This window comes from Butyrivibrio sp. MB2005 (assembly GCF_000424285.1).
Lineage (GTDB): Bacteria > Bacillota > Clostridia > Lachnospirales > Lachnospiraceae > Butyrivibrio.
In genome coordinates this window covers 118,673-143,784 of sequence record NZ_AUJP01000005.1, presented here as the reverse complement: position 1 = coordinate 143,784, position 25,112 = coordinate 118,673, and the positions used below count along the sequence as shown (strand labels likewise).

At 40.2% G+C, this 25,112-nt stretch carries 24 protein-coding genes; all 24 read left to right on the top strand.

The genetic code is table 11. The annotated features are described in order from the left end of the window. Positions 1–72: 72 nt before the first annotated feature. The 24 genes from G610_RS0103145 (at position 73) to G610_RS0103030 (ending at position 25,071) form a co-directional block, all read left to right on the top strand. Complete coding sequence (locus G610_RS0103145; protein ID WP_026523619.1) at positions 73–2,502, top strand: YfhO family protein; 2,430 nt, start codon at positions 73–75, stop codon at positions 2,500–2,502. Between the two features lie 46 nt (positions 2,503–2,548). After that, positions 2,549–3,814 carry a 3-isopropylmalate dehydratase large subunit gene (gene leuC / locus G610_RS0103140; protein ID WP_026523618.1) on the top strand — a complete coding sequence of 422 codons (1,266 nt, stop codon included), beginning with the start codon at positions 2,549–2,551 and terminating at the stop codon, positions 3,812–3,814. Between the two features lie 20 nt (positions 3,815–3,834). Continuing rightward, complete coding sequence (gene leuD / locus G610_RS0103135) at positions 3,835–4,326, top strand: 3-isopropylmalate dehydratase small subunit (protein ID WP_026523617.1); 492 nt, start codon at positions 3,835–3,837, stop codon at positions 4,324–4,326. Further along, the gene (locus tag G610_RS0103130) at positions 4,313–5,314 is read left to right on the top strand and encodes a glycosyltransferase family 2 protein (RefSeq protein ID WP_026523616.1); all 1,002 of its coding nucleotides are present in this window, start codon (positions 4,313–4,315) and stop codon (positions 5,312–5,314) included. Before leuD ends, G610_RS0103130 begins: the two co-directional genes overlap by 14 nt. 21 nt (positions 5,315–5,335) lie before the next feature. Further along, positions 5,336–6,154, top strand: coding sequence for an Mrp/NBP35 family ATP-binding protein (locus G610_RS0103125; protein WP_026523615.1), 819 nt, complete (start codon positions 5,336–5,338; stop codon positions 6,152–6,154). A gap of 62 nt (positions 6,155–6,216) precedes the next feature. Beyond that, entirely contained in the window at positions 6,217–7,677 is a 1,461-nt protein-coding gene (locus tag G610_RS19540; protein WP_051197548.1) for an AI-2E family transporter, read from the top strand. Positions 7,678–7,785: 108 nt separating this feature from the next. Continuing rightward, a complete protein-coding gene (locus tag G610_RS0103115) occupies positions 7,786–8,817 on the top strand; it encodes a branched-chain amino acid aminotransferase (protein WP_026523614.1) in 1,032 nt (343 codons plus the stop codon). A 198-nt stretch (positions 8,818–9,015) separates the two neighbouring features. After that, positions 9,016–9,408, top strand: a complete 393-nt coding sequence (locus tag G610_RS0103110) for a NusG domain II-containing protein (protein ID WP_026523613.1) — start codon at positions 9,016–9,018, stop codon at positions 9,406–9,408. A gap of 179 nt (positions 9,409–9,587) precedes the next feature. Further along, positions 9,588–11,369 (top strand): ABC transporter ATP-binding protein, encoded by a 1,782-nt coding sequence (locus tag G610_RS0103105; RefSeq protein ID WP_051197545.1) that lies wholly within the window; start codon positions 9,588–9,590, stop codon positions 11,367–11,369. A gap of 48 nt (positions 11,370–11,417) precedes the next feature. Beyond that, the gene (locus tag G610_RS0103100) at positions 11,418–13,205 is read left to right on the top strand and encodes an ABC transporter ATP-binding protein (protein ID WP_026523611.1); all 1,788 of its coding nucleotides are present in this window, start codon (positions 11,418–11,420) and stop codon (positions 13,203–13,205) included. 76 nt (positions 13,206–13,281) lie between these two features. Next, positions 13,282–13,800 (top strand): GNAT family N-acetyltransferase, encoded by a 519-nt coding sequence (locus G610_RS0103095; protein ID WP_026523610.1) that lies wholly within the window; start codon positions 13,282–13,284, stop codon positions 13,798–13,800. A gap of 12 nt (positions 13,801–13,812) precedes the next feature. Further along, entirely contained in the window at positions 13,813–14,355 is a 543-nt protein-coding gene (locus tag G610_RS0103090; protein WP_051197543.1) for a Gx transporter family protein, read from the top strand. Continuing rightward, on the top strand, positions 14,352–14,969 hold the full coding sequence (gene ruvA, locus G610_RS0103085; protein ID WP_026523608.1) for a Holliday junction branch migration protein RuvA: 618 nt from the start codon (positions 14,352–14,354) through the stop codon (positions 14,967–14,969). The genes G610_RS0103090 and ruvA overlap by 4 nt, the downstream gene beginning before the upstream one ends. Before the next feature lie 63 nt (positions 14,970–15,032). Continuing rightward, complete coding sequence (gene ruvB / locus G610_RS0103080) at positions 15,033–16,055, top strand: Holliday junction branch migration DNA helicase RuvB (RefSeq protein WP_026523607.1); 1,023 nt, start codon at positions 15,033–15,035, stop codon at positions 16,053–16,055. Between the two features lie 163 nt (positions 16,056–16,218). Then, on the top strand, positions 16,219–16,626 hold the full coding sequence (locus G610_RS0103075; RefSeq protein WP_196808053.1) for a cell division protein ZapA: 408 nt from the start codon (positions 16,219–16,221) through the stop codon (positions 16,624–16,626). Between the two features lie 42 nt (positions 16,627–16,668). Continuing rightward, positions 16,669–19,017: a peptidase U32 family protein gene (locus G610_RS0103070; RefSeq protein ID WP_026523605.1), complete on the top strand. Its 2,349-nt coding sequence runs from the start codon at positions 16,669–16,671 to the stop codon at positions 19,015–19,017. Positions 19,018–19,020: 3 nt separating this feature from the next. Further along, positions 19,021–20,412: an FtsW/RodA/SpoVE family cell cycle protein gene (locus tag G610_RS0103065; protein WP_026523604.1), complete on the top strand. Its 1,392-nt coding sequence runs from the start codon at positions 19,021–19,023 to the stop codon at positions 20,410–20,412. Next, complete coding sequence (locus tag G610_RS0103060; protein WP_026523603.1) at positions 20,390–21,835, top strand: peptidoglycan D,D-transpeptidase FtsI family protein; 1,446 nt, start codon at positions 20,390–20,392, stop codon at positions 21,833–21,835. Before G610_RS0103065 ends, G610_RS0103060 begins: the two co-directional genes overlap by 23 nt. Positions 21,836–21,857: 22 nt before the next feature. Then, on the top strand, positions 21,858–22,193 hold the full coding sequence (locus G610_RS0103055; RefSeq protein ID WP_026523602.1) for a hypothetical protein: 336 nt from the start codon (positions 21,858–21,860) through the stop codon (positions 22,191–22,193). A 1-nt stretch (position 22,194) separates the two neighbouring features. Further along, positions 22,195–23,259 (top strand): hypothetical protein, encoded by a 1,065-nt coding sequence (locus G610_RS0103050; protein WP_026523601.1) that lies wholly within the window; start codon positions 22,195–22,197, stop codon positions 23,257–23,259. Between the two features lie 16 nt (positions 23,260–23,275). Next, complete coding sequence (locus G610_RS0103045) at positions 23,276–23,668, top strand: GerW family sporulation protein (protein WP_026523600.1); 393 nt, start codon at positions 23,276–23,278, stop codon at positions 23,666–23,668. A gap of 28 nt (positions 23,669–23,696) precedes the next feature. Then, the gene (locus G610_RS0103040; protein WP_026523599.1) at positions 23,697–24,230 is read left to right on the top strand and encodes a J domain-containing protein; all 534 of its coding nucleotides are present in this window, start codon (positions 23,697–23,699) and stop codon (positions 24,228–24,230) included. Positions 24,231–24,378: 148 nt separating this feature from the next. Continuing rightward, positions 24,379–24,564, top strand: coding sequence for a 50S ribosomal protein L28 (gene rpmB / locus G610_RS0103035; RefSeq protein ID WP_026494616.1), 186 nt, complete (start codon positions 24,379–24,381; stop codon positions 24,562–24,564). A 144-nt stretch (positions 24,565–24,708) separates the two neighbouring features. Continuing rightward, positions 24,709–25,071: an Asp23/Gls24 family envelope stress response protein gene (locus G610_RS0103030; RefSeq protein WP_026523598.1), complete on the top strand. Its 363-nt coding sequence runs from the start codon at positions 24,709–24,711 to the stop codon at positions 25,069–25,071. Positions 25,072–25,112: the final 41 nt, after the last annotated feature.

Here is a 25,112-nt window from a genome sequence, read left to right as displayed (position 1 = left end):
TGCCGCAAAAGCGGCAGCCTTTTTCATCAGAGATAAAATCCTATCTTATAATTTATTTGGAGTGTTTTAGTAATGGAATATTACAGAACAAGGCCCACACATATTCGTATAATTCAGATTATGGTGCTGTCTTTTGTAATGTATATGGTGGCTGCCTTGCCATTTTTTATCACCAGAGGGATGCCATTTTTCTATTACGGTGATTACAATGTGCAGCAGATTCCTTTTTATATGCAGGCTCACAGAGCTATTAGGAACGGAGAGTTGTTTCTAAACTGGAATGTTGATCTTGGAACCACAATGATGACTTCCTTCTCTTTTTATCTGTTGGGAAGTCCGTTTTTCTGGCTGACAATTCCATTTCCTGAATCGGCTATTCCATATATGATGCCATTTCTAATGGCATTAAAATATGCAATCTGTGCAGGGACCGCTTATTTCTATATAAGAAAGCATGTTATCAGAGACGAATCCGCAATGATCGGAGCTTTGCTATATGCATTTTCAGGTTTTAATGCATGTAACATTGTGTTTAACCATTTTACGGATGTTGTGGCGTTCTTCCCTTTGTTTCTGTATACCTTTGATGAGCTAATGGAGATAGACCATCATCAGGATCATTGGTTTTATATACCCGCAGGAAAAAAGCTTGTGGCTTTTTCACTTATGACGCTACTTATGGCTGTCATAAATTACTATTTCTTTTTTGGACAGGTAGTATTTCTGCTTATTTATTTTGTGGTGAGATTCGTTCCGGGTAACAGACCAAAGCAGATTTTCAGAATGTTTTTAAGGGCACTCTTTGGCGGAGTGCTTGGATGCCTGATTGGCGGCTTTTATCTGCTTCAGGCATTTTATGGAATTACGGGAAATGACAGATTATCGGAGCTGATGATCGGTTATGACGCCGTTGCTTATCCAAGCATGAAGATGCTTTGGGACATAGTTAAAAGCATGGTAATGATTCCTGATATTATCGGTAAGGGCACTGTTTTCTACACGGGAGAAGTTAGAGTAGCTTCCCTTGCAGCATATCTGCCGGTGTTTGGAATAGCAGGAGTTGTGGCATATTTTATATCACATAAATTTAAGAAGGATGAGTATAAAAGACTGCTTTTGGTATGTCTTATCTTTTCATTTATACCGATACTGAATGCCAGCTTTTCAATGTTTAACGCCACTTATTATTTCAGATGGTTCTATATGCCCATTCTTTTCATGGCTATGGTAACTGCCAAAATGATAGAGAGGGGCAGATCCATTCACCTGAAAAAGGGTGTGCTTATCACTAACTTCGTATACATAGTAATTTTGCTTATATCAATTTTCCCCAGCTATGATAAAAATGGGGACATTGTATTTAATAAGCTCATAGAGAATACGAAGATCTATGAAAAGCAGGTGGTTGGAACCGCAGTAATGATGGTGCTTTTGGTAATCACTGTTTTTGCATTTCCAAAGTGCCTTAGGAAAATCGGCAAAAAGACTCTTAAAAAGCCCATAATGAGGCTTAATGTTCTTTTCGTACTTACTGTATTTGGAAGCGTACTTACTCTTTTCCTTATGCTGAAGGCGGGAAGCGATCTTATCACAGATTACGGTAAAGAGCAGTGGGAGATTCAGATGCTTAAGACATCTCCTAAGCTTGAAGGAGATGAGTTCTACAGAATTGAGACAGATGATACCGCTACCAATTATGAGTTTGTATGGGGAAAGTCTTCACTTCATAGTTTTATAAGTACCATACCGGGTGAGACCTTTGACTTCCTTGGAAAAACAGGCGGTATAAATAGATCAGTTGAGACCAAGATACCTGCTGAGAAGGTTGGACTAAGAGCAATTTTGTCTCAGAAATATTATCTTGAGAATTCAATAATCAATAAGGATGGAATATTCAATAACGGAGATGGTATAGAAGAATTCATAAATGTCGATTCCAGGAACGGTATAGATATTTACTACAACGAAAACTATATACCCATGGGAATTGCCTATGATTACTATATAGCAGAATCCGATTACGAAGAGATGCTTAATGATGGCATAAGAGATAAGGTCCTTAGCGCAGGCGTAATTGTAAGTGATGATGACGCTGATCAGCTTGAGGGTGAATTAGAAGAACTTCCCGAAGCTTACTACCAGGCAGAGATCCCTATTGAGTTTTTCAATATGAACTGTGAGGAGAAGCGTGAAACCGCCTGTGTTTCATTTAAGCCTGATACCCATGGTTTTAGTGCAACAACAGCTAATCTTGATAAGACGAAGCTTATTTTCTTCTCTGTACCTAATATGGATAACTTCACCATGACAGTGGATGGAGTAGAGGCTGAGATCATAAACGCAGATTATGGAATGATGGCTGTTAAGGTATCTGCGGGAGTACATGAAATAAGAGCTGACTATACTCCTAAGGGATATGGTCAGGGAATTATATTAACTATTATTGGAATTGCTGTTTTATCGGCATATTTAGTGTTTGTTCGTTTTTACAAACAGCGTTAAAAATGGTAAATTATTAGTTGGGAAAAATATAAGGAGCGTGGAATTTATGAGCAAGATGACAATGAGCCAGAAGATTCTGGCAGCACATGCACACCTTGATGAAGTTAAGGCCGGCCAGCTTATTGAGGCAGATCTTGACCTTGTTCTTGGTAATGACATCACAAGTCCCGTCGCTATCGGGGAGATGGAAAAGTTTAACACTAAGGGCGTTTTCGATAAAGATAAGATCGCGCTCGTCCCGGATCATTTCGTTCCAAATAAGGACATCAAGTCAGCGCAGAACTGCAAATGCGTTCGCGAATTCGCAAAGAAAAATGATATCACCAATTATTTTGAAGTAGGACAGATGGGTATCGAGCATGCACTTCTTCCTGAAAAAGGTCTGACCGTTGCAGGCGACCTTATAATCGGAGCTGATTCACATACCTGTACTTATGGAGCACTTGGTGCATTTAGTACCGGCGTTGGTTCCACAGATATGGCAGCCGGCATGGCAACAGGAAAAGCATGGTTCAAGGTTCCTTCAGCCATCAAATTCAACCTTACAGGTAAGCTTTCTGAGAATGTAAGCGGTAAGGATGTAATTCTTCACATCATCGGTAAAATAGGTGTTGACGGCGCTTTATATAAATCCATGGAGTTTACAGGTGAAGGAGTAGCTTCACTTTCAATGGACGACAGATTCACAATCGCCAACATGGCTATCGAAGCAGGCGGAAAGAACGGTATTTTCCCTGTAGATGAGAAGACTCTTGAATATCTTAAGGAGCATGCTCCGGGTAAAGAGATCAAGGTTTACGAAGCTGATGCGGATGCTGAATATGATGAGGTTTATGACATTGACCTTTCATCACTTAAGCCCACAGTAGCATTCCCTCATCTTCCTGAGAATACTCATACCTTTGATGAGAATTTTGATATTAAGATTGACCAGGTTGTAATAGGTTCCTGCACAAACGGACGTATTAATGACATGAGAATCGCCGCAGATATCTTAAAGGGCAGAAAGGTTGCTGACGGAGTAAGATGTATTGTTATCCCTGCTACTCAGTCAATTTATCTGCAGGCTATGGAAGAGGGACTTATCAGAATCTTCATCGAAGCAGGCGCAGTTGTTTCTACACCTACATGCGGCCCTTGTCTTGGTGGATACATGGGAATTCTTGCATCAGGAGAGAGATGTGTATCAACCACAAACCGTAACTTTGTAGGACGTATGGGCGCTACCGATTCCGAGATTTATCTTGCATCTCCTGCAGTAGCAGCTGCAAGTGCAATAACCGGCAAACTTTCACAGCCTTCTGAGCTGTAAGAATATGAGAGGATATAGACATGAAGGAAGCTAAGGGACGAGTATTTAAATTCGGCGACAATGTAGATACAGATGTAATCATTCCTGCAAGATATCTTAATACCACAGATCACAAGGAGCTTGCCGCTCACTGCATGGAAGATATCGATAAGGATTTTATAAAGAATGTAAAGGAAGGCGATATCATCGTTGCAAACAAGAACTTTGGATGCGGATCATCCAGAGAGCATGCACCGATCGCAATTAAAGCCGCAGGAGTTTCCTGCGTTATTGCTGAGACCTTTGCAAGAATTTTCTATCGCAACAGTATTAATATTGGTTTACCCATAGTTGAGTGTGAAGAAGCTGCTAAGGAAATTGCTGATGGAGATGTAGTAAGCATCAACTTTGATACAGGCGTTATCACTGACGAGACCACCGGCAAGACCTATCAGGGTCAGGCATTTCCTCCTTTTATGCAGAAAATAATAGACAGTGAAGGACTGGTAAATTATATCAATGCAAACAACTAACAGACTTTTCATGGTAATCCCCTGCTATAACGAGCAGGAGGTATTACCTGAGACTTCAAAAAGGCTTCTTGCAAAATACAATGATCTGATCGGCAAGGGAGTTATTACTTCCGACAGCCGAATTGTTTTTGTAAATGACGGATCAAAGGATAATACCTGGGAGATCATTGAGAAGCTTCATAATGAGAATCCTATTTTTCAGGGGATTAAGCTTTCCAGAAACAGGGGACATCAGAATGCACTTCTTTCAGGTCTAATGACTGTGAAGGATATCTGTGATGTCTCTATTTCCATGGATGCGGATCTTCAGGATGACATTAATGCAATTGATGAGATGCTGGAGAAATTTAACGAAGGTAAGGATATTGTATTTGGCGTAAGAAGCAGACGCACTACGGATACATTTTTCAAACGCTTTACAGCGGAAGGCTATTATAAGTTAATGAACAGGATGGGAGCAGACATTGTCTTTAACCATGCTGATTTCAGACTTATGAGCAGCAAAGCTCTTAATATGCTTGCGGAATTTGGAGAAGTAAATCTTTTCCTTAGAGGAATAGTTCCCATGATCGGTCTTGATACCGACATCGTTTATTATGAGCGTTCCGAGAGATTTGCAGGAGAGAGTAAATATCCACTTTTCAAAATGCTTTCATTTGCATTTGAGGGAATTACATCTCTTAGTACCAAACCCATAAGATTTATTGCTGAGCTTGGTGTTTTCATTTTTATAGTAAGTATTGTTGTACTTATATATAGTCTTGTTAGATATTTTACAGGACATACTATTCCCGGATGGACCACAACGGTTCTTTCTGTTTGGGCCATCGGCGGACTTACAATGATTTCCCTTGGCGTAATAGGTGAATACATTGGCAAAATCTATCTGGAGACCAAAAACAGGCCCAGATATATCATCGGCAAATATCTTTGCGATGAATCGGATAAGGAGACTATTTCCTTAACTGATGTCAAATTTGAGAAATAAAGAATTGGAGATTTTTTAGAAATGGCAGAAGAAAAGAAGAAAAAAACACCCGAGGACTTTAAGCGTGAGAGCATGGAGAGCTTCCGTGTAAAGACCGCTGAGGGGACAAATATAAAGAAGATCATTGGCGTAGTCAGTGGTAAGGGCGGCGTTGGTAAGAGCCTTGTTACAGGACTTTGCGCCTGCGCTATGAACAGAAAGGGATACAAGACAGGTGTACTTGATGCAGATATCACAGGCCCTTCAATTCCTAAGATGTTCGGTGCTGATCCCCTTAGATATGCTGACGAAAACGGTAATATGATTCCTGCTGTATCAGATAAGGGAATTAAGCTTATTTCAGTTAATCTTCTTATGGAGAATGACACAGATCCGGTTATCTGGAGAGGTCCTGTAATTGCTGGTGTTGTAAAACAGTTTTACGGTGAGACCAACTGGGGCGATATAGATTATATGTTTGTTGATATGCCTCCCGGAACAGGTGATGTTCCCCTTACTGTTTTCCAGTCACTTCCTGTAGATGGAATTATTGTGGTTTCAACACCTCAGGAGCTTGTTTCAATGATCGTTGAGAAGGCAGTAAACATGGCAGGTCTTATGAATGTGCCCATCATAGGTCTTGTTGAGAACATGAGCTATATGAACTGTCCTCACTGCAACAAACCTATTTATGTATTTGGAGAGAGCAAGCTTGATTCCTACGCTGCAAGTAAAGGAATGGACGTTCTTGCCAAGATACCCCTTGATCCTGAATTTTCCAAGAAGTGTGATGCAGGCAAAATTGAGGAGTATGAACCTGATTTCCTTGATAGTCTTGTTTACAGACTTGAGAATATCTAAATCCAGTAAGTATTAAAACATTTAAGCTCTACTATATATGAAAATGTTTTGGGGGTACTTCCATGAAGTGGAAACCGGGGAAAAAACAGGTCAGCATAATGCTGTCCGTAATCATATGTGCCATAGTAATTATTCTTTTTTACTATGTTCTTTTTAATGGCAGCAAGATAGCAGGGGCCATAAGCTCGCTTATTTCCATTCTTGCGCCGGTCATCACAGGATGCGTAATAGCTTATATCCTTACACCAGTTCTCAATTTTATTGAGTCCAGGTGGCTGTATCCTGTTCATAAAATGAGGGGAATCGACCTCAAAAAACCTGAACACAGAAAAAAGCGCAAGAATATCAGGAAGATCAGTGTTTTACTGACAATGGGCTTTGCTGCATTTATTCTCTATGCAATGCTGATGGTGCTGATACCTCAGCTTGTCAGAAGTATAAATGAGATCATCAGAAATTTCCCTTACTACATTACCAATTTGCAAAAATATGTAGATAAATATTTAAATGATAATCCAAGGGTCAGATCCACTGTTGATAATCTGATCCAGACCTACTCATCAACTGTGATGGAGATGTTTAAATCCAAGGTAATACCCAACATTTCCACAGTAATTTCAACTGTATCAAAGAGTATGATGAGCGCAATACAGATTTTCCTTTATCTGGTGGTAGGTGTAATTGTTGCTATCTATGTTCTTAACTCGAAAGAGCTTTTCATGGGACAGGCAAAGAAGCTTTGCTATGCCTTCATGAAAAAAGAAAGTGCCAACGAAGTTATCGGAGCATTCAGATATGCCCACTATACATTTACCGGTTTTGTAATCGGTAAGCTGGTGGATTCATTGATTATCGGAATTATCACATTTATTTTCTGTGAGATTTTAAAGATTCCATATGCGGTACTTTTGTCATTCGTAGTGGGTCTGACAAATATTATTCCTTTCTTTGGACCTTATATCGGAGCATTCTTTGGAGCGATACTTTTGATTATGATAAATCCCTTGAAGGCTTTGGTTTTCCTGCTTCTTATAATGATAATCCAGCAGTTTGACGGAAATATCCTCGGACCGATTATCCTTGGTAACTCAACGGGACTTTCAAGCTTTTGGGTAATATTTGCAATACTTGTATTTGGCGGAGTTTTTGGACCTATCGGATGGCTTATCGGTGTGCCTACTTTTGCATGCATTTATACCTTCATAGGTTATGTTGCAAGAAAGCGGCTTAAAGAAAAGAAGCTCCCGAGGGATACTTCATCCTACATCGATGCTGCCTATATCGATGATGACGGCATTACCAATATTGAAGATGCCGATAACAGCAAGTATTACGTCCATAACGAGTCATCAAGCCTTAGAAGAATGTTTAAATTCTATAAAAAGGGTAAGAGCTATATCGAAAACGTGGTTCCCATGGCATCTGCAAAGGATGAGACTGAAGATATTAATGACTCTGCGGAAGATGATGTTAAAAAAGATCAAGAATCAAAACTTGATAATGAGGATAATATTGAATCTTGACACTGTTTTTTCAAGTTTTATAATTGATAATATTTAATGAACGAAATTCAAATGCTTTAGTACTGATTAAGCAAATAAAATCTTTTTATATAGGGAGGAGCAGATATTATGAGTAAAAAAGATTTAGATTGGTCTGGTATTGGGTTTAACTATCACAAGACAGATTATCGCTATGTTTCCAACTTTAAGGATGGAAAATGGGATGATGGCATTATTACAGAGGATGCAAGAGTAGTCCTCAGCGAAGATTCAGGTGTTCTTCATTATGCTCAGGAAGTTTTTGAAGGACTTAAGGCCTATGAGACAGAGGATGGTCATATCGTTTGCTTCAGACCTGACTTAAATGCAACCAGAATGGTAGATTCAGCTAAGCGTCTTGAGATGCCTGCATTCCCTGAAGACAGATTTATCAAGGCTGTTGAAGAGGTTGTTAAGGCGAATGAAGACTGGGTACCGCCTTTTGGAAGCGGCGCAACACTCTATATCAGACCTGTTATGTTTGCTACAGGAAATGTAATCGGTGTTAAGCCTGCAGATGAGTATCAGTTCAGAATTTTCGTAACACCTGTTGGCCCTTACTTCAAGGGTGGCGCAAAGCCCATCGTTGTAAAGATAAGTGATTTTGACAGAGCAGCACCGCACGGAACTGGTAACATCAAGGCCGGCCTCAACTACGCAATGAGCCTTCATGCTATTGTTACAGCTCATGAAGAGGGATTTGCTGAGAACGTATATCTCGATGCTGAGAGCAGAACCTATATCGAGGAGACAGGCGGAGCAAACATCATATTCGTAGATGCTGATGGAAACTTAGTTGTTCCTAAGTCACACACCAATTCAATTCTTCCTTCCATCACAAGAAGATCAATTGTTCAGGTTGCTAAGGATTATCTTGGACTTAAGGTTGATGAGAGACCTGTAAGACTTGACGAAGTATCAAACTTCAAGGAGATGGGACTTTGCGGAACAGCCGCAGTTATCAGCCCCGTTGGCAAGATTAATGACCACGGCAAGGAGATCTGCTTCGAATCCGGTATGGAAGAGATGGGACCTGTTATCAAGAAGCTTTATGACACACTTACAGGCATCCAGATGGGTGAGATCGAAGCTCCCGAAGGTTGGGTTCACGTTATTAAATAATTTGTAGGATTATATTTTAGAAAGTATAGACCACAGCTAATTTCGTATTTATTCTTAAATAATTATTCGAAATAGGCTGTGGTCATATTAGTTTATGGAGTATAATCAAAACTGCATTTAATAACTAGCAAAGGTGCGGGTTATTAGATAATTGATATTAAAAGAGGTGCATTATTCACTTGTTTAAAGTGAATATACATGATTATGGGCGGAGAAAATCAAAAGAAAAACACATACATTTTACTTCTTGCTGTCTGCATTATTGCTGTCTGCATATTTGTAGCAAACAAAGCTTTAGCTAAAACCGGCGACTACGCAGAAGTATCAGTAGACGGAGAGACAGTTTATGAATTACCTCTGTCTGAGAATACCGAACTACTTATCACAGGCACTGACGGCGGCACCAACAAACTCATCATCAATAATGGTGTATGCTATGTAACCGAAGCCGATTGCCCGGACAAGCTCTGCATTAAGCAAGGCAAAATCAGCCACAACGGCGAATCCATCATCTGCCTCCCCCACAAACTGGTAATAACTATACATAACTCATCAGATACGTCTAGCAACGTTGACGCAATAACCAAATAACCTATAACCAATTCAATGACATGTGCGAAGCGTTGAAGGCAATAGCCCGTTACCGGTGATTGAAGGCTCGTCCACAGCCTAAATATTACCAATAATTTTGCGTATACGAGCCTTACGAGTCCGGAAACGGGCTATTGCCTCCATAAGCACGCACATGGGACTAAATGGAGATAATAATCATGAATCAGTCAGCTGAGTGGAAATTTCCTAGAACAAGATTGCAGTGGATTTGGGACAACATGGAGGGATTTAGGGGACTTTATGTTGTTATTATTTTCGGGACAGTTGTTTATAACATGATGCAACTCACTGTTCCTTACTTTTCATCGAGAATCATTGATGAATTCTTAACCGGCCCTAATGCAAAAGAAAACTTTGCATTACACCCTGATGAATTCTATCGCCTCATCTTCATGATGATAGGATTCACATTACTTAGATGCATCATAGTCTACTTCGACTGTCTTGGATACGAGAAAGTATCACAGGCAGTTTTATTCCGTGTCAGAAACATTCTTTATGACAAAATCCAAAGACAGGACATGAAATTCTATAGCACCTACAGAACAGGTGACCTTATGACAAGAGTAACAGGTGACCTTGACGCTGTAAGACACATGATTGCCTGGGTTGTAAGAATGGTTATTGAAGCCATTTCTCTGATTACCGCAGTTGGTATCTATTTCATGTTCATGAACTGGAAAATGGCGCTTTGCCTTTTAGCTGTGGCGCCTTTCATTCTTGCGATTATTGTAGCCTTCAAGATGCAGGTAGCCCCCATGCACAGGCTTCTTCGTGAAAAGCTTGCAAGAATGAATACAATGGCCCAGGAAAATATCGCAGGAAACCGCGTGGTTAAAGCCTTTGCCAGAGAAGATTATGAGATAGAAAACTTTGATAAATGCAACACAGATTATAGAGAAACCAATAAAAAGACAGCTTATACATGGCTTAGATTTTTCCCTTATGTAGAAAGTCTTGCAAACCTGCTGCCTCTTATACTTTTGCTGGTGGGCGGACTTTTCCTTATCGGAGATCAGATGACCATGGGGCAGTACGTGGCATTTTCAGGTCTTATCTGGGCTATTGCCAACCCCATGAGACAGCTTGGAAACATCATGAACGAGTTCCAGAGATTCTCTGCGGCATCCGTTAAGGTCATGGAAATCTATTACTCAGAACCTGAGATCGTTGATAAAGAATATACAGCCCTTATGCCCAACAGATTCGATGGGAAAATTGAATTCAGGGATGTTAGCTTTAAATACTCCGATGGTAAGCTTCCTGTTCTTAAGCATATTTCATTTACTGCTGAACCTGGACAGACCGTTGCCATAATGGGTGAAACCGGCTGTGGTAAAACATCGCTTATCCATCTGATTCCCAGATTCTATGAGCCTACAGAGGGCAAAGTCCTTGTTGATGGCGTTAACGTGCAGGATATAAAGCTGAACCAGCTAAGGAAAAATATAGGTCTTGCAACTCAGGATGTGCTTTTGTATTCGGATACTATAGATGGAAATATAGCTTACGGTGATCAGTTCCTAAGCAAAGAGGATGTTACCAAATTTGCAAGATATTCACAGGCTTCGGATTTTATCGCAAAGATGCCTGAAGGCTATGAGACAATTGTAGGTGAGAGAGGTGTTGGACTTTCCGGCGGTCAAAAGCAGAGGATATCTCTTGCAAGAGCCCTTGCCGTAAGACCATCAATTCTTATTCTCGACGATACTACCTCTGCTGTTGATTTAGAGACAGAGAAGGCTATTCAGGATCACCTGCGGGAGCTTGATTTTAAATGCACCAAGATAATAATTGCCCAGCGTATCTCCACCACTAAGGATGCGGATCAGATACTTATCATGCAGCATGGTGAGATCACTGAGCGTGGTACCCACGAAGAACTTATAAAGCAGGGTGGATACTACGCAGAGCTTGTTAAACTGCAGGCCGGTGCTTAAATACAGAACATTACGACAATTTGTTTTTTAAAAAAATAGGAGACAAAAATGGCACGCAATACTTACAAACAGGATGAAATACTTGAAGAGCCCTTTGATATAAAGCATCTCCTTAGGGCATCTGTATATATTAAAAGACACGCAGGAAAAATGATACTGGCACTGGTGCTTTCAGCCATAGGCGGAATTACGGCCCTTGTGAGCCCGATTCTAGTTCAGAAGGCTCTGGATGAGGCTATTCCCAACGCTGATAAGAAAATGCTGTTTACTTTGGTTATAACCATGGCAGTATTTTACCTGCTGAGTATGCTTTTCATAACAGTCAGATCAAAGATCATGGTAAATGTATCCCAGGATATCATTTACCAGATAAGAAAAGATCTCTTTGAGCATCTGCAACAGCTCCCTTTCCAGTATTATGACGACAGACCTCATGGAAAAATTCTGGTAAGGGTAGTTAACTATGTAAATTCAGTTTCGGATATGCTAAGTAACGGTCTTATAAATCTGGTTCTGGAATTTCTTAACCTGATTTTTATCGTGGCTTTTATGCTTTATGTGGATATTCAGCTGAGCCTTGTGGTTCTTGCGGGTGTACCTATTCTCATGGTTTTCATGTTCTGGATTAAGAACAGACAGAGAAAAGCATGGCAGGCAGTTTCCAATAAAAACTCCAACCTGAACGCATATCTTCAGGAGAATATTGTAGGAGCCAGAATCACACAGATTTTTGCAAGAGAGGATGAGAATGCAAAGATATTCAAGGACCTTTCAGGAGATTGCAGAAAAACCTGGATGAAGGCTATTTACTACAGTACTCTTGTATGGCCCGGAATTGATACCATATCTGTATTTGTTAGAGCAGCTATATACATCTTCGGACTTGTTATTTTTGCAGGGGGACATCAGACCCTTGGAACAATCGTAGCCATATCAAGCTATGCTTCAAGATTCTGGCAGCCCATTATGAACCTTGGAAATATTTTCAATAACTTTATTAATAACATCGCTTATCTGGAGCGAATCTTCGAGACCATGGATGAACCTGTAACCGTTACGGATGCTGAGGATGCAGTTCCCATGAAAGAGATGAAGGGCGAAGTTGAGTTTAAGAATGTAAGCTTTTCATACGAAAAGGGCAAAGAGATTCTTCATGACGTTTCATTTACGGTTAAGCCCGGTGAGAGCGTTGCCCTGGTTGGACCTACAGGCGCAGGAAAAAGTACGATTGTCAGCCTGATATCAAGATTCTACAACGTGGACAGCGGAAGTATTCTTATAGACGGACAGGATATTTCAAAGGTTACACTTAAGTCACTTCGTCAGCAAATGGGAATAATGCTTCAGGACAGCTTTATTTTCTCAGGTACAATTGAGGACAATATCAGGTATGGTAAGCTCGATGCCACCAGTGAAGAAATTGTAAAAGCAAGTAAGACCGTATGTGCTCATGATTTCATTAATGGTATGTCAGACGGCTATGATACTGAAGTTAGAGAGCGCGGTGCAATTCTTTCTCAGGGTCAGAAGCAGCTTATATCCTTTGCGAGAACACTTTTATCCGATCCTGCAATTCTGGTACTTGACGAAGCAACTTCAAGTATCGATGTGCAGACGGAAAAAGCGCTGCAGCAGGGACTTAATGCTATGCTTAAGGGCAGAACAAGCTTTATTATCGCTCACAGATTATCAACCATCACAGGTTGTGATAAGATTATGTATATTAATGACGGCGGTATTACTGAAGCCGGAACCCACGATGAACTCATGGCTAAAAAAGGCGATTATTATAAGCTTTACACAGCTCAGGTTGAGGGACTAAGGGGCATTGCCTGATCCGGACATTTTGAATTTAAACTGATAAAGTTTATTATTTATTAAGCTATTAGAAATATAGCTTTTGGAGGAGATTATGGAAAAATTAAAAATTAGAGAGGTGAGCCTTGAGGATGCATCAAGGCTCATTGAGATATACAATTACTACATTGAGGAAACTGCAATCACCTACGAGATCGAGGATGTGACTGTCGAGGATTTTAGAGGCAGAATCAGCAATACCCTTAAAAAATATCCTTATCTTGTGGCCGAGTATGAGGGAAAAATCATAGGCTATGTCTATGCCAGCAGTTTTGTAGACAGAGCAGCATACGATCACTGCGCAACACTTAGCATTTATCTTGATAAGGATTATCACGGACTTGGAGCAGGCAGAGTTCTCTATGAGGCAATTGAAGAGAGACTGTTAAAGATGGGCGTTGTTAATCTCTATGCCTGCATTGCTTACACCAAGGTGGAGGATGAGTACCTCACAAATAACAGCATGCGTTTCCATGAACACATGGGATATAAACTCTGCGGAACTTTTAATGAGTGTGGCAGGAAATTCGGCAGATGTTATGACATGATTTACATGGAGAAGCTTATTAGATAAAATGTATATGGTATGAATGGTAAAGAGTTTTGGGGAAATGACGATAATCGAACATCTTATGTTGTGATTCTGGGCTTTATGCTGGCCCTTTCGCTTATTTTATCTTATGTTGAGTCTTTGATTCCATTCCCATTCGGAGTTCCTGGTATGAAGCTGGGACTACCCAATATGGCCGTTGTAATCCTTATTTACAGGTACGGTGCAAAAGAAGGCATTGTCATTAATGTTTTAAGGATTATTTTAAGCGGCTTTTTATTTGGAAATCTTTTTGGAATCATGTTCTCGATATCAGGCGCCCTTATCAGTTTTTTATGTATGATAATTGCGAAAAAATCAGGGCTTTTTGATATGAGAGGAGTAAGCGTTATAGGCGGACTTTGCCACAATATTGCGCAGCTCTTGGTTGCCGCATTTATAGTAAAGACGTCAGGAATCATGTTTTATCTGCCTGTGCTTCTTGTGTCAGGCGCCGTAACGGGCTTCCTCAATGGCTTTATCGCTGAAAAGTTGAGCATATATTTAAATAAAAGTTTTATCAGGAGTAAAAATAGATGATTGCATTTTTAAATGGAATTGTGGATCAGATTGATGATACCGTTGCTGTAATAGATGTTAATGGTATCGGATATAACGTGTTTGTATCTGCATATACGGCTGACAGGCTTCCTGCCAAGGGAGAAGTGGTTAAGCTCTATACCTATCTAAGTGTTAGAGAAGACGCCATGAACCTTTATGGCTTTTTGTCTAAGGATGAGCTGGAATTTTTCAAGCTTCTTATCAGCGTAAGCGGTATTGGTCCAAAAGGCGGTCAGGCTATTTTATCCGTTATGACACCTGACGATCTCAGATTTGCAATTTTGGCAGGAGATTCCAAGGCTATTTCAAAGGCTCCCGGTGTTGGCAAAAAGACAGCTGAAAGACTTGTATTAGAGCTTCATGACAAGATTTCTTCAGAGGATATTACATCAGGAAGAGTTTCAGGAGATGCAGATTCACTTATTCCTTCAAGTGATAGCGAACCTCAAAATGAGGCAATCGAAGCACTGGTTGCTCTTGGATATTCCGGCACAGAGGCTGCAAAAGCAGTGAGAAAGGTTCTGTCAGCAGGAAATGTAGACGGTTCTGATACAGAAAGCATACTTAAGCTTGCCTTGAAGGAATTATTCTAAGACAGCAGCTATGTCTCTTAAATGATACATTGCAGAGCATAAATTCCTACTATGGAGATTTTTATGGAAAAGAGAACTATTCGCACATCAGCAAAATCAAATACCACAAATGCTGAGTTTACAAATGAAGATATAAAGCTTGAGGGGTCACTTCGTCCAAAGAAGCTTGCCGATTACATTGGCCAGCAGAAGATTAAGGACAATCTGAACATCTCAATTGAAGCGGCAAAGCAGAGAGGTCAGAGTCTTGATCACATTCTTCTCTACGGACCTCCCGGACTTGGAAAGACAACCCTTGCGGAGATCATCGCAAATGAGATGGGTGTAAACTGCAAGGTTACAAGCGGTCCTGCCATTGAAAAGCCGGGTGAAATAGCTGCTATTTTAAATAATCTTAAGGAAGGTGATGTCCTTTTCATTGATGAGATTCACCGCCTTAACAGGCAGGTTGAAGAGGTTCTTTATCCTGCAATGGAGGATTATAAGATTGATATCATGATTGGAAAAGGTCCGACTGCCAGATCCATCAGACTTGATCTTCCTCATTTTACGCTGGTTGGTGCCACCACAAGAGCAGGAATGCTTTCAGCACCTCTTCGTGACAGATTCGGGATGCTCTATAGAATGGAGTTTTATGAGATTGAAGAGCTTATGAATATTATCCTTCAGTCCGCAAAGGTCCTTAATGTAGAAACAGAAGCAGGCGGCGCAAAAGAGATGGCAAAAAGGAGTCGCGGAACGCCGCGAATTGCCAACAGAATACTTAAGAGAGTCAGGGATTATGCACAGGTAAGGTATGATGGCGTTATCACAGAAGAAGTTGCTAAAACTGCCCTTGACCTTATGGATGTTGATAAGCTGGGCCTGGATCACAATGACAGAACACTTCTGATTACTCTTATTGAGAAATTTGGTGGTGGCCCCGCAGGTCTTGATACGCTGGCTGCTTCCATAGGCGAAGATCCGGGAACAATTGAGGATGTTTATGAGCCTTACCTTTTGAAAAATGGTCTTATTAACAGAACTCCAAGGGGAAGAGTTGTGACAGATCTGGCATATCAGCATTTGGGACTTGATTTTGAATAATTTAACCCAATATATATTTTCCTGCAATATATATTGTAGTATAATATCTGATAAATACAGTATATTGTAGGTTTTTTATTATATAATTCTTGGATTTTCTCTTGAAATAGGGGCTAAAAGAAGTATATAATTCATTCATAACACTTTTTCGGGGGAGGAAATTATGGCTTCTAAGACAGATACCGAGGTTATCATTGGGGGAAAGGTTTTTACCTTAAGTGGATATGAAAGTGAGGAATACTTACAGAAGGTTGCCTCATATATAAATAATAAGATTGCAGACTATAACAAGATGGAGGGCTTCAAGAGACAGCCACTCGATACTCAGAACGTTCTGCTTCAGCTTAATATTGCTGATGACTACTTTAAAGCCAAGAAACAGGTTGAGCTTTTAGAGGGTCAGCTCAGTGACAAGGAAAAGGAGCTTTATGACATTAAGCATGAGCTTATTGCCACTCAGATAAAGCTTGAAAATACTGAGAAAAACGTTAAGAATCTTCAGTCTGACATTACAGAGGATTCAAGAAAGATTATTCAGATGGAAACAGAGCTTAAGACTCTGAAAAAGTAATGTGAAGGCTGCCGATATGGGCAGCCTTTTTCGGTGAATTATATGGATAAAGTTGAATTACTTGCCCCGGCAGGGAACTACGAGACCATGCTGGGCGCTTTTGCTGCAGGTGCTGACGCTGTATATCTTGGCGGACAGGGCTTTGGCGCAAGAGCATTTGCTGACAATTTCACAGAGGAAGAGGTTGTATCTGCCATAAGATATGCGCATCTTCATGGCAAAAAGATCTATCTGACTACCAATATTTTGCTCAAAGAAAATGAGATAGATTCTTTTAAGGAATTCTTTGAACCTTATGCCTATGCAGGCCTGGATGGTGCCATCATCCAGGATCTTGGTGTGTTCAAAATTATAAGCGAAGAATTCCCATGGGTTGAGAGACATGCCAGCACACAGATGACAATAACGGGGCCCGAGGGAGCAAGACTTCTTAAGGAGCTTGGTGCCACAAGAGTTGTGCCTGCAAGAGAGCTTACCCTTGATGAGATTCACGGAATTCATGAATATTGTAAAAAGATAGATGGCGTAGGCATCGAAATCGAAGCCTTTATTCATGGTGCAATGTGCTACAGCTATTCAGGAGCCTGCCTTTTTTCAAGTATGGTAGGTGAGAGAAGCGGCAACAGAGGTCGCTGCGCACAGCCCTGCAGACTTCCCTATAAGCTTAACGGACACGGAAAAGAGTGCTATCCCTTAAGTCTTAAGGATATGTGTATGGTAGACAGGATTCCTGAGCTTATAGAAGCGGGAATCAATTCCTTTAAGATCGAAGGTCGAATGAAAAAGCCTGAATATGCAGCAGGAGTTACTTCTGTTTACAGAAGATTTATTGATAAGTATTACGAAGCTATTGCAGCAGGCAAGGAAAAGGGCACAGTTAAGCTTTTATCCAATGCGGGAGATAAGAAGATTTTATCAAGCCTGTATCTTCGTTCTGAAATTGGCGAGGGCTATTATTTCAGACACAACAGTAAGGATATGGTGACTCTAGAGAATCCTTCCTATAACGGATCTGACGAAGAGGTTCTTAGAGAGGTTGGAGAAAAATACTTATCCGGCAAAAAGCTTATTCCGATTGATTTAAAATGCGAACTAATTGCTGATAAAGAGGCTGCATTAACACTTACTACTGTTACAGATGATCCCGTATCGGTTACAGTTACGGGCGACATTGTTCAGAGAGCTCAGAACAGACCAATGGCTTTAGATGATTGCAAAAAACAGCTTTTAAAGTTTGGTAATTCGGAGTTTTCAGTTTCATCCTGTGATATTGCTTTGGATGATGCAGGAATTTTCATGCCTGTAAAAGCACTTAATGAGCTAAGAAGAAAAGCTGCAGCAGAGCTTGAAGAAGCTATAATAAGAAACCGCGGATATGAAGATAACATCGAAATGCCACCTATAGAAAGGCTTCCGAGAAATGAATATAAACATGAGAAAATTAAGAGCTTTATAAGTAAGCCTACTCTTTGCGTAAGCGTAATGAGTAAGGCTCAGCTTGACGTGGTTTCACAGGAATGTGTAAACAGAGGCAATATCGACAGAGTTATTGTGGACTCAAGGCTCCTTCTTTTAAATCAGGAATTGCCTGATATGGGTAGAGCAGAGGTTTTTGCTGCGCTTCCTTATGTACTTAGATGTGAAAAGGGTATTCCTGACAGATACGATCTGAAAAGAATTCTTGATTATGCGGATAAATTCGGCCTTGATGGCATAGTTGTAAGGAATCTTGAGGAGCTTTCCTATGCACTTCATTATGGCTATAAGGGTAGAATAGTTCCGGATTATGGTCTTTATCTCTGGAATGAAGAAGCATTTAAGTTATATGGAGAAATCCTTAAAAATCAAGGCTTTACGGATTTTTCGCTTCCTTTAGAGCTTAGCTATCCCGAGATGAACGATACCATGAAAGGTATTTATGGTCACATAATTTCATCGGGTAGACATGAGCAGATTTCACTGCCTACAGCTATGTTGCAGGTTTATGGAAGGGTTCCCATGATGCACACTGCAAACTGTATCAGGAACACCTTTGGGGACTGCACAGGAAAAAGAGGCGGCGAAGTTTCCTACGAGACTATTTTTATAAATGACAGAACAGGCAGAACCATGCCTGTAACCTATGATTGCAGATACTGCACCAATATTATCTGGAACAGCGTACCTGTATCATTATTTAAAAAGGCAGATAAGCTCAGTAGTTTTTCATCAAAATACAACACCTGCTTCAGGGTGGATCTTACCACCGAGAAGGCAGATATGAGCAGAGATATAATTAGGGGATATGAGGAGCTTTTGAAATTCGGATCCGGAAAGGATAAGGATATGTATATTGAAAAGCTTCTTAGTATGGATTACACTACGGGACATTTTGAGAGGAGCGCAGATTAAAGTTTGGGGATACTTGATTTTTATTTATCTGAAATAGCCAAGTATGTAATTGGGGGATGTATTCTTGCTTATACATTTTTCAGCTTCCTGGTATTTGTCTATAAAGGAGAAAAAAGACGCGGATGGATCTACGGTTTTCAGACGGCGTTTCTTTTTCTTACCCAATTTGCCTGCTTTATTCAGATAATCGCAAAGACGGGAAGTAAGCGGTATTTGCTTCTTCTTGCAATCCAAACCCTTGTAATCCTCACAACCATTTCACTGTATAAGATGATATATCCTGACGGAAACAGGCTTATTATTCACAATATGTGTTTTATGCTGATGGTTGGGATGCTGGTAATTACGAGAGTTTCTTACTGGAAGGGCATCAAGCAGTTCATGATAGCATCGGTTTCAATAGTTATCGCACTGCTTATTCCTGAGATAATATTCAGATTAGAGATTTTAGAAAAGATGGGCTACGTTTTTGCAGCAGCGGGGCTTATTTTGCTGACTGTGCTTCTGGTATATGGAACTGTAACCAATGGCTCAAAAATCAATTTCAGAATCGCCGGCATTTCCTTTATGCCTACAGAGGTTGTAAAGCTTTTCTTTGTATTTTTTGCGGCGTCAGTCCTGTCTATGAAGACAAATTTTAAGAACGTAGCTATTTGTTCTGTGCTTGCTGCTGCTCATGTGATAATTCTTGTTTTATTAAAAGACCTTGGAAGTGCGCTTATTTACTTTGTGGTATATATGTGCATTCTTCTTGTGGCAACCGGGAATCCTTTGTACTTTATTTCGGGCTTTGCCTTTGGAGGACTTGCCAGTGTCGTAGCATACAAGCTTTTTCCTCACATTCAGGTCAGAGTTGCAGCATTTATCAATCCGTGGGCTGATATCGAAACAGGGGGCTATCAGATAGCACAGTCACTTTTTGCAATAAGCGGCGGAGGACTTTTTGGACTGGGGCTTTATGGGGGTAATCCCACATCTATTCCCTACGTTGAGGAAGACTTTATTTTCGCAGCGATTTCAGAGGAGCTTGGCATAATTTTTGCCTGCTGCCTTCTTGCGATTTGTATATCAACCTTTGTAATGGTATTACGTGAAGCCTACAAGATTAAAAATGATTTTGGAAGACTCCTTTGTCTTGGTTTTGGAGTCACGTATATTTTTCAGGTGTTCCTTACAGCGGGAGGAAATTCAAAATTCATTCCTCTTACAGGAGTGACGCTTCCTCTTGTTAGCTATGGCGGAACTTCTGTACTGGTATCCATAGTTATGTTTGCTTTTATTGAGGGCGAGTGCCTTGTCAGGAGCGATGAGAGGTACCAGGATTATTTAGAGAAAAAGAAAGAGGCAGCCTATAGAAATAAGGCCGTAAATAATGGACAAAGAAAATCAGACTGAAAAAAACAGTAAAACTACAAATAAAAATCTATATTCCATAGTCTTTATCGGCTCTGCTTTTATTGTGCTTTTTGCCGTAATGATAAGCTATATCTGTGTATTTTCTTTTTCTAATAAGCAGGAGATGATGGATAACAGCTATAATACCCATCAGGCTCTTTTGAAAAAGCAGAATTCCAGAGGTTCAATTTATTCATCAGATGGCAAGATATTGGCGAGAACTGTAAAGGATGATAAAGGCGAAGAAGTAAGAGAGTATCCTTACGAAAAAGTTTTCGCTCATATCGTGGGCTTTTCATCCCATGGAAGAAGCGGAATTGAAGATATGGCCAACTATTACCTGATAAACAGCAATATCTCCATTAATTCAAAAGCTAATGCCTATGAGAATGAAGAAAAGTTCCCGGGAGACAGTCTCTATACAACCCTCGATACAAGACTACAGGAAACTGCTTATGAGGCGCTTTCTGCCCATAAAGGAGCGGTAATCGTTTCAAATGTTAAGACAGGTGAAATCCTTGCTATGGTTTCAAAGCCTGACTTTGATCCCAATAACCTTGATAAGGAATGGGTATCAATGACTACAGACGAAGACAATACCCAGCTCCTAAACAGAGCGACACAGGGACTCTATCCTCCGGGATCCACATTTAAGATAGTTACTGCTCTTGAATATTTCAGAGAAAATGGTGATAACTACAAGAATTATCACTTTAGCTGTAACGGCAGATTTACATACGAGGGCAATACCATAAACTGTTTTCATGGCGAGAGCCACGGAAGCGTTGATTTTCCTTTATCCTTTGCAAAGTCATGTAATTCATCCTTTGCAAATATGGCTATAACTTTGGACAGGAACTCTTTTAACAGCACTTTGTCCGGGCTTATGTTTGGAAGTGAACTTCCCTGGGATATGAACCACAAAAAGTCATCAGCAATTTGCAATGAGGGTCTTAGCGATAACGATATCATGCAGCTTGGAATAGGTCAGGGAAAAACTACGGTTACGCCGCTTCATATGCACCTTATCACTTCGGCTATTGCAAATGGAGGAAGCCTTGTAAAGCCTCGGGTAATGGACAGAGTTGTTTCTGATGAAGGAAAAGTCATTAAGAGTTTTTATGAAGATGAGACTAAGCAGCTCATAACCTCAGAAGAAGCTGAGTTTTTAAGAGATCTTATGCATGAAGTTGTAGAAAAGGGAACTGCTTCAAAGCTAAAGGGATTATCCTATACTGCAGCAGGAAAGACCGGCTCTGCCGAGTTCAAGGATTCAACATCTGATTCTCATGCCTGGTTTACGGGATTTGCACCCTATGAGGATCCTGAAATTGCTGTTACCATAATAGTAGAAAACGCAGGGTCAGGTGGTGAATTCGCCGTGCCCATAGCTAAGAGGATTTTTGATAAATACTTTAGCTGAGAGAACTTAGCGAGGGAAATATATGTCAATACGCGGATATTGCAGATTTTATAAAAATTTATATGTGGGTGAATCCATAAAAAATTCCGCTAAGGTTAAGTGGAAGCTCAAACATGGCGCAGGGCAGCTCCTTATTTATGTTATAACAGCTGCTGCCAATGAAGCGGACCAACTTGAAATTACTCACTGTGCGTTTTTGAAACAGAAATACTATAAAAAGCATCCTGCTTTTGTTTACGGAATAGCAGGGAGTCGAGAAGAAGCCTTTGATCTGATTGTAAAGATAAGCGAGGAGGCATCAGCCTGTGGTATGGAAGGCGATTTGAAAGGATACTTAAACACAGTTTTGGGGGAATAAGATGTCACTTTTTCTGACAATTTTAAAAATAATAGGGATTGTACTTCTTGTGATCCTGGCGGTGGTTTTGGTAGTTCTTTTGCTGCTATTATTTGTGCCCATAAGATACTATGTAAACGCTGATATTGAAGAGACCAACCTGGAAACAGAAGTAGACAAGCTAAAGGATCGAATACAGGCAAAAGCAGGATTCAATTTTCTTATGCATCTTGTAAGAGGTTATATCGAATATCCAAAGGATATGGAATTTACCGTAAAGGTTTTGTTTTTCAAGGTTTTCCCCGGCAAAAATAAAGATGAGGACACCACAGAGGAGTTTGAAGAGGAGCTTCCATACGAAATGGAAGAGGGCTTTGAAAATCAGGAATCCGGAGAATCTGAATCAGAACAGCCGGAAAGTGATGCAGAAACGTCAAAAGAAGAGTCTAAGGACGAATCTCAAAACGAAGTTCAGGATGAAACTCAAAATACCGATATAGAAGATAGTGATAGCTCTGCAGAAAATGATGATTCGAACCCGGATGGCGCAGAACGTGAAAATGACGCTTCATCAGAAGAAAATTTTGATGATGAAGAGGAGGAAGAAAAGCAAAGCTTCCTCGACGTACTGAAGAAAATAAAAGATATTGTGGTTCAAATTATAAAAACACCACAAAATGTGTATCAAAAAATTAAATGTACAATATCTAGCATTTATGCTAAGATAGACATGGTTAAGAAAACGCTTGAAAATGATATTTTTAAAAGAGCTTTTAATGTTTCCAAGAAGCAGGTTTTAAGAGTTCTGAAGATGATCATTCCAAGGAAATGCAACATTAATCTGCGTGTAGGTATGAGTGATCCCACTGCGACGGCAGATATTTTCGCCGCTTACGGAATACTTTATCCCATACTTGCAGGTAAGGTATATATAACACCTGATTTTGAGAATCCCGTGATAGCCGGATCTGTCAGAATCAAAGGTAGAATCAGACTTGTTACGATAGTATGGGCTGCTGCGGTTCTTTATTTTAATAAGGACGTACGCAAGACCATCAGACGATTTAAGAAGATACTTAATTCATAACTTAGGGGAGAGTTTTATGGCAGAGCATAATTTTAATGGTGTTATTGATTCACTTATGCATGGTATGAATACTATGCTTGGTTCTAAGACTGTAGTTGGCGAAGCTACAAAGGTCGGTGATACGATCATTCTTCCGCTTGTGGATGTGTCCTTTGGTGTAGGTGCAGGTGCAAGCGATGGTGATAAAAAGAACTCCGGTGCAGGCGGTTTTGCAGCCAAAATGTCACCCAGCGCAGTTCTTGTAATTAAAAACGGTCAGACAAAGCTTGTAAACATCAAGAATCAGGATGCAGTTACCAAGGTACTGGATCTCGTTCCTGATATAGCCGATCGTTTCTTAAACAAAGGTAGCGATATTATGAGCGACGAGGAGGCTGAAAGTATCGCTTTTCCTGAGGATGAAACCTGAGTTTCATAGTTAGTATAGGGGGTTCCGTATGGAAAAGTTCATTAGTGAAGAACGTATTGATGTTGCGACGGAGGAAGAGCTTCTTGAGATGAAGCTCTGGATTTACAAAGAGAGTCAGCGCCTCGAGCAGGAACAGGCAATGGTTGACAAGAAGGTGGCCGAGATTGAGAAGGAAGTAGGCTACTTCAGAACCAGCATCCAGCGCGAGAGAAGTAAGCTTGAGCACGATAAGCAGAAGCTTAAGGATGAGCAGGCTCTGTTTGATCAGCAGATTGAGATCCTGAAGGATGGTTTTGATAAGCTCAACACCGATAAGAAGAAAATCGAGCGTGAGTGGAAGAAGCTTGAACAGGAGAAGGGTTACATAAGGGAAGATGAATATCACCGTGCAGAGATTTTCTTTACAGGGGTAGATTCACTTCTTTCTCTTAAGAAGCGCTATCGTGATCTTATGAAGATATATCATCCGGATAATCTTCGCGGTGATCATGAGATGTGTGACCTGATTAATCAGGAATATAATGTTCTTTTAAGACAGTATGATTCTTATATGAAGGCATAAGGTTACAGGAAATTATAAATATTTAAATTTTCACTTGCACTTTCTTATAATATCTGTTAATATATCTCATGTTGCGGGTAAATTTATTATTTGTTGATTATCCGCTGTAGCATTTGATTTAAAATATGGCTTATAAGGAGGTGTCAAAATGGCTAAATGTGAAGTTTGCGGCAAGGGCGTTCATTTCGGTAACAACGTAAGCCATTCCCATAGAAAAACAAATAGAGTTTGGAATGCAAACGTACATAAGGTTGCTGTTAAGGTTGAAGGCGGCTCAAAGAGAATGAATGTATGTACAAGCTGTCTCAGATCTAAAAAAGTTGAGCGTGCATAATCCGTTCTAAGTAAGAAAGATTTTAAGGATTCACTTACGGGTGAGTCCTTTTTTCTTGGAAAATTCACAAGATAAATTCGTGTTCCATTTTACGACTGCTTACTGTATAATCATTTTATGTATGCAATTTAATGGAGGTGTGGAATGAAGTCTACTTCAATAAATACCCATATGGGGAATATTGCTATCGACAATGAAGTTATCGCTCAGTATGCCGGTGCCGTTGCAAATGAATGCTTTGGTATAGTTGGCATGGCAAACGTTAACGTAGCAGACGGACTTGTAAGTCTTTTGAAAAAGGATAATATCAAGAGAGGAATCGGAGTTTCTGTAGGCCAGGGACGAAAGCTTACTCTTGATTTTCATGTTATCGTCGCATATGGCGTTAGCATTTCTGCTGTAACTGATAATCTTATTGATAATGTTAAATACAAGGTTGAGGAATTCACCGGCCTTGAAATAGAAAAGATAAATATCTTTGTCGAGGGCGTTCGCGTCATCGATTGATCAAGGAGGGCTTAACTTTGAGTAACACAATTAATGCGTCA

Coding starts and splice junctions, on each gene's coding strand:
- G610_RS0103145 (WP_026523619.1), top strand. CDS start 73: ATGGAATATTACAGAACAAGGCCCACACATATTCGTATAATTCAGATT.
- leuC (WP_026523618.1), top strand. CDS start 2,549: ATGAGCAAGATGACAATGAGCCAGAAGATTCTGGCAGCACATGCACAC.
- leuD (WP_026523617.1), top strand. CDS start 3,835: ATGAAGGAAGCTAAGGGACGAGTATTTAAATTCGGCGACAATGTAGAT.
- G610_RS0103130 (WP_026523616.1), top strand. CDS start 4,313: ATGCAAACAACTAACAGACTTTTCATGGTAATCCCCTGCTATAACGAG.
- G610_RS0103125 (WP_026523615.1), top strand. CDS start 5,336: ATGGCAGAAGAAAAGAAGAAAAAAACACCCGAGGACTTTAAGCGTGAG.
- G610_RS19540 (WP_051197548.1), top strand. CDS start 6,217: ATGAAGTGGAAACCGGGGAAAAAACAGGTCAGCATAATGCTGTCCGTA.
- G610_RS0103115 (WP_026523614.1), top strand. CDS start 7,786: ATGAGTAAAAAAGATTTAGATTGGTCTGGTATTGGGTTTAACTATCAC.
- G610_RS0103110 (WP_026523613.1), top strand. CDS start 9,016: ATGATTATGGGCGGAGAAAATCAAAAGAAAAACACATACATTTTACTT.
- G610_RS0103105 (WP_051197545.1), top strand. CDS start 9,588: ATGAATCAGTCAGCTGAGTGGAAATTTCCTAGAACAAGATTGCAGTGG.
- G610_RS0103100 (WP_026523611.1), top strand. CDS start 11,418: ATGGCACGCAATACTTACAAACAGGATGAAATACTTGAAGAGCCCTTT.
- G610_RS0103095 (WP_026523610.1), top strand. CDS start 13,282: ATGGAAAAATTAAAAATTAGAGAGGTGAGCCTTGAGGATGCATCAAGG.
- G610_RS0103090 (WP_051197543.1), top strand. CDS start 13,813: ATGAATGGTAAAGAGTTTTGGGGAAATGACGATAATCGAACATCTTAT.
- ruvA (WP_026523608.1), top strand. CDS start 14,352: ATGATTGCATTTTTAAATGGAATTGTGGATCAGATTGATGATACCGTT.
- ruvB (WP_026523607.1), top strand. CDS start 15,033: ATGGAAAAGAGAACTATTCGCACATCAGCAAAATCAAATACCACAAAT.
- G610_RS0103075 (WP_196808053.1), top strand. CDS start 16,219: ATGGCTTCTAAGACAGATACCGAGGTTATCATTGGGGGAAAGGTTTTT.
- G610_RS0103070 (WP_026523605.1), top strand. CDS start 16,669: ATGGATAAAGTTGAATTACTTGCCCCGGCAGGGAACTACGAGACCATG.
- G610_RS0103060 (WP_026523603.1), top strand. CDS start 20,390: ATGGACAAAGAAAATCAGACTGAAAAAAACAGTAAAACTACAAATAAA.
- G610_RS0103055 (WP_026523602.1), top strand. CDS start 21,858: ATGTCAATACGCGGATATTGCAGATTTTATAAAAATTTATATGTGGGT.
- G610_RS0103050 (WP_026523601.1), top strand. CDS start 22,195: ATGTCACTTTTTCTGACAATTTTAAAAATAATAGGGATTGTACTTCTT.
- G610_RS0103045 (WP_026523600.1), top strand. CDS start 23,276: ATGGCAGAGCATAATTTTAATGGTGTTATTGATTCACTTATGCATGGT.
- G610_RS0103040 (WP_026523599.1), top strand. CDS start 23,697: ATGGAAAAGTTCATTAGTGAAGAACGTATTGATGTTGCGACGGAGGAA.
- rpmB (WP_026494616.1), top strand. CDS start 24,379: ATGGCTAAATGTGAAGTTTGCGGCAAGGGCGTTCATTTCGGTAACAAC.
- G610_RS0103030 (WP_026523598.1), top strand. CDS start 24,709: ATGAAGTCTACTTCAATAAATACCCATATGGGGAATATTGCTATCGAC.